Annotated in this window: 3 protein-coding genes; 1 reads left to right on the forward strand and 2 read right to left on the reverse strand. The window is 60.0% G+C overall.

Annotated features, from left to right (window positions below; translation table 11 throughout):
• Nucleotides 1–263 precede the first annotated feature (263 nt).
• Nucleotides 264–1,946 carry a dihydroxy-acid dehydratase gene (gene ilvD, locus D8U18_RS24670; protein ID WP_131108759.1) on the reverse strand — a complete coding sequence of 561 codons (1,683 nt, stop codon included), beginning with the start codon at nucleotides 1,944–1,946 and terminating at the stop codon, nucleotides 264–266.
• 365 nt (nucleotides 1,947–2,311) lie between these two features.
• Between ilvD and mqo the strand changes: the two genes are divergently transcribed.
• Nucleotides 2,312–3,955, forward strand: coding sequence for a malate dehydrogenase (quinone) (mqo, locus tag D8U18_RS24675; protein ID WP_131108761.1), 1,644 nt, complete (start codon nucleotides 2,312–2,314; stop codon nucleotides 3,953–3,955).
• Here the strand turns inward: mqo and D8U18_RS28895 are convergent.
• Nucleotides 3,891–4,161: hypothetical protein (locus tag D8U18_RS28895; protein ID WP_206663172.1), on the reverse strand; the 271-nt coding region annotated here is incomplete at its 5' end. The genes mqo and D8U18_RS28895 overlap by 65 nt on opposite strands.

A 4,161-nucleotide genomic window follows, 5' to 3' on the forward strand; every position in this document is an offset into this window, starting at 1 on the left:
AGGCACGCCGCAAAACCCTGTGGGAGCTGGCTTGCCAGCGAAGAGGCCGGCACATTCAGCATTGATGGCACTAAAGCCGCCATCGCTGGCAAGCCCCGCTCCCACAAGGTCCTGTGGTTGCCGCATGATTTAGGCACGCCGCAAAACCCTGTGGGAGCTGGCTTGCCAGCGAAGAGGCCGGCACATTCAGCATTGATGGCACTTGAGCCGCCGCCATCGCGGGCAAGTTGAATGCGCCAGGTCAGGCAGCACACCTTTTCGGCTCACAGATACTTATCCGTCACCGCCCCCTCCGAAGCGCTGGACACGGTCTTCGCATATTTGGCCAACACCCCGCGCTTGTACTTCGATTCCGGCCGCACCCAGCGCGACTTGCGCTCGGCCAGCTCAGCCTCGGACACATCCAGCGTAAGCTGCCGTGTTTCGGCGTCGATGGTGATTTTGTCGCCATTCTCGATCAACGCAATCGGGCCGCCCTCAAAGGCCTCCGGCGTGATATGCCCGACCACGAAACCATGGGAACCCCCGGAAAAACGACCATCGGTGATCAACGCCACATCCTTGCCCAGACCCTTGCCCATCACCGCCGACGTTGGCGAGAGCATTTCGCGCATACCCGGCCCGCCCTTGGGCCCTTCGTAGCGGATCACGATCACTTCGCCGGGCTGAACTTCGCCGTTGAGAATGCCAGCCAGCGCACCTTCTTCACCGTGGTAGACCCGGGCCGTGCCTTCAAAGCGCAGGCCTTCCTTGCCGGTGATCTTGGCGACCGCGCCGGTCGGCGAGAGGTTGCCGTGCAACACCACCAGGTGCGAATCCTTTTTGATCGGCCGGTCGAAGGGCAGGATCACGTCCTGGCCTTCGGGATAGTCGGGCACGTTCTCCAGGTTTTCCGCGAGAGTCTTGCCAGTGACGGTCATGACATCGCCGTGCAGCATGCCGGCCGCGAGCATGCGTTTCATCAAGGGCTGAATGCCGCCGATGGCCACCAACTCGCTCATCATGTATTTGCCGCTGGGGCGCAGGTCGGCGACCACCGGGGAAATTTTGCCCAGCTCGATGAAGTCGTCCAGGGTCAACTCGACATCCACTGCGTTGGCCATCGCCAATAAATGCAGCACCGCATTGGTCGAGCCGGCGAGGGCGATCACCACGCGGATGGCGTTTTCAAAAGCCTTGCGCGTCATGATGTCCCGCGGTTTCAAATCGAGCTTGAGCAGTTCCATGACTTGCTGGCCGGCGCGGAAACTGTCTGAGGCCTTATCGCCGCCGACGGCGTCCTGGGAGCTCGAGCCCGGCAGGCTCATGCCCAGCGCTTCGATAGCCGAGGCCATGGTGTTGGCGGTGTACATGCCGCCGCAGGAACCGGGGCCGGGGATCGCCACTTCTTCGATCTGCTTGACCTGGATTTCATTGATGTCGCCGCGGGCATGCTGACCGACGGCCTCGAACACGGAAATGATGTCGGTGTGGCCGGCACCGGGGCGGATGGTGCCACCATAGACAAAGATCGACGGCCGATTGAGCCGCGCCATGCCGATCAGACAGCCCGGCATGTTTTTGTCGCAGCCGCCCACGGTCACCAATCCGTCGAAGCCTTCGCAACCGACCACGACCTCGATGGAATCGGCAATGACCTCGCGGGATACCAGCGAGTACTTCATGCCTTCGGTGCCGTTGGCGATGCCGTCGGAGATGGTGATGGTGTTGAAAATCACGCCTTTGGCGCCGGCGGCGTTTGCGCCTTTTTCCACTTCCAGCGCCAGCTTGTCGATGTGCATGTTGCACGGCGTGACCATCGCCCAGGTCGAGGCAATGCCGACCTGCGGCTTGTTGAAGTCGTCATCGGTGAAACCCACCGCGCGCAGCATGGCCCGGGCGGGTGCGGCTTCGACGCCATCGATCACTTGGGAGGAGTACTTGCGCAGATAGTCTGTATCGCTCATGACAATGCATCCTTTGAGGCAAACAGCATCAGTATAGAGGTCCCGCCGCGTCGAACCGGACTCACGAGTCGGGAACAGACGCGCGGGTTAGCCTTGTCGTGATATTCTTGGCGCAACTTGGTTTGACCTATTCAGTTTTCCTGTCCATGAGACGGGCGAACAGAATCACTGTCGCTCAAGTAGCTGAAGCCAAAAAAGATAAGAAGTCAGTTCAGTAGGGACATATAACGGGGGTCGATGCACAGACATCGGCCTTGTGTGCCCACCCGGTAGTCCTGCTGTGCCGCACCCATGATCTGCCGTGAAACATGGGCTGTGAGCGCGAGGATGGAAGGGCGGATGGCGTTTTATCATAGGTGCTACAGATGTTTAAAAAAGTGAACACAGCCCTGCTGGGGTTGGCTCTGTCGTTGGGGATGACGACGGCTCAGGCCGAAGAAGCCAAGAAAGTCGATGTGCTGCTGATTGGCGGCGGCATCATGAGCGCGACCCTGGGTGTGTGGCTCAATGAGCTGGAACCTGGCATGTCGATGGAAATGGTCGAGCGCCTCGACGGTGTCGCCCAGGAAAGCTCCAACGGCTGGAACAACGCCGGTACCGGCCACTCCGCTCTGGCTGAGCTGAACTACACCCCGGAAGACGACAAGGGCAACGTGTCGATTCCCAAGGCCGTTGAAATCAACGAAGCCTTCCAGATTTCCCGTCAGTTCTGGGCCTGGCAGGTTCAGCAAGGCGTGTTGAAGAATCCGCGTTCGTTCATCAACTCCACGCCGCACATGAGTTTCGTGTGGGGCGATGACAACATCAAGTTCCTGAAAAAGCGCTACGAAGCCCTGCAAGCGAGCCCGCTGTTCGCCGGCATGCAGTACTCCGAAGACCCGGCTGTGATCAAGAAGTGGGTCCCGCTGATGATGGAAGGGCGTGACCCGAACCAGAAAGTCGCGGCCACCTGGAGCCCGATCGGCACCGACGTGAACTTCGGTGAAATCACCCGCCAGTTCGTTGCGCACCTGCAAACCACGCCAAAATTCGACTTGAAGCTGTCTAGCGAAGTGCAGGACATCACCAAGAACGACGACGGCACCTGGCGTGTCAGCTACAAAAACCTGAAAGACGGCACTAAAACCGAAACCGACGCCAAGTTCGTGTTCATCGGTGCCGGCGGCGGTGCCCTGCATCTGCTGCAAAAGTCCGGCATTCCTGAAGCTAAGGAATACGCAGGTTTCCCGGTGGGCGGCTCGTTCCTCGTGACCGAGAACCCGACCCTCGCCGAGCAACACCTGGCCAAGGCCTATGGTAAAGCTTCCGTTGGCGCACCGCCGATGTCGGTTCCGCACCTGGACACCCGTGTGCTGGACGGCAAGCGCGTGATCCTGTTTGGCCCATTCGCGACCTTCAGCACCAAGTTCCTGAAAGAAGGCTCGTACCTGGACCTGCTGACCACCACCACCACGCACAACGTGTGGCCGATGACCAAGGTCGGCATCAAGGAATACCCGCTGGTCGAGTACCTTGCAGGTCAACTGATGCTGTCGGACGAAGACCGCCTCAACGCCCTGAAAGAATACTTCCCGAATGCCAAGGCCGAAGATTGGCGCCTGTGGCAAGCGGGCCAGCGCGTGCAGATCATCAAGCGTGACGAAGCCGCCGGTGGTGTGCTGAAACTGGGCACCGAAATCGTCGCTTCGCAAGACGGCACCATCGCCGGCCTGCTGGGCGCGTCCCCAGGCGCCTCGACCGCCGCACCGATCATGTTGAGCGTGCTGCAGAAGGTCTTCAAGGACAAGGTCGCCACCCCGGCCTGGCAGGAAAAACTGCACCAGATCGTGCCGAGCTATGGCACACAACTGAACGCCAGCCCTGAAAAGGTTGCGCAGGAATGGGCCTACACCGCCAAGGTGCTGGAACTGACCCCGCCGCCGGCGATTGGCCAGGCTGCTCCGGTTACTGTTCCGGCAGAAGCACCGAAAGCACCGAAGGAAAATGCTGCGGCTGATATGGCTTTGTGATCCAGTTGTTCTGCCGTTGAGGTGGGATGCCTGATTTAGCTGATCCGCAGTAAAGAAAACCCGCTGAACCGGTAACGGTCAGCGGGTTTTTTGTGAGCTGTCGGTTGTAGGAGCGAGCCTGCTCGCGATGCACCTGAGAGCGCCCGTGTTTCTTCAGGAAGCACGCGTTATCGTTGACGCCCGTCGCGAGCAGGCTCGCTCCTACA

This window comes from Pseudomonas sp. Sample_10, from assembly GCF_004321495.1.
Classification (GTDB): domain Bacteria; phylum Pseudomonadota; class Gammaproteobacteria; order Pseudomonadales; family Pseudomonadaceae; genus Aquipseudomonas.

Coding starts and splice junctions, on each gene's coding strand:
- ilvD (WP_131108759.1), bottom strand. CDS start 1,946: ATGAGCGATACAGACTATCTGCGCAAGTACTCCTCCCAAGTGATCGAT.
- mqo (WP_131108761.1), top strand. CDS start 2,312: ATGTTTAAAAAAGTGAACACAGCCCTGCTGGGGTTGGCTCTGTCGTTG.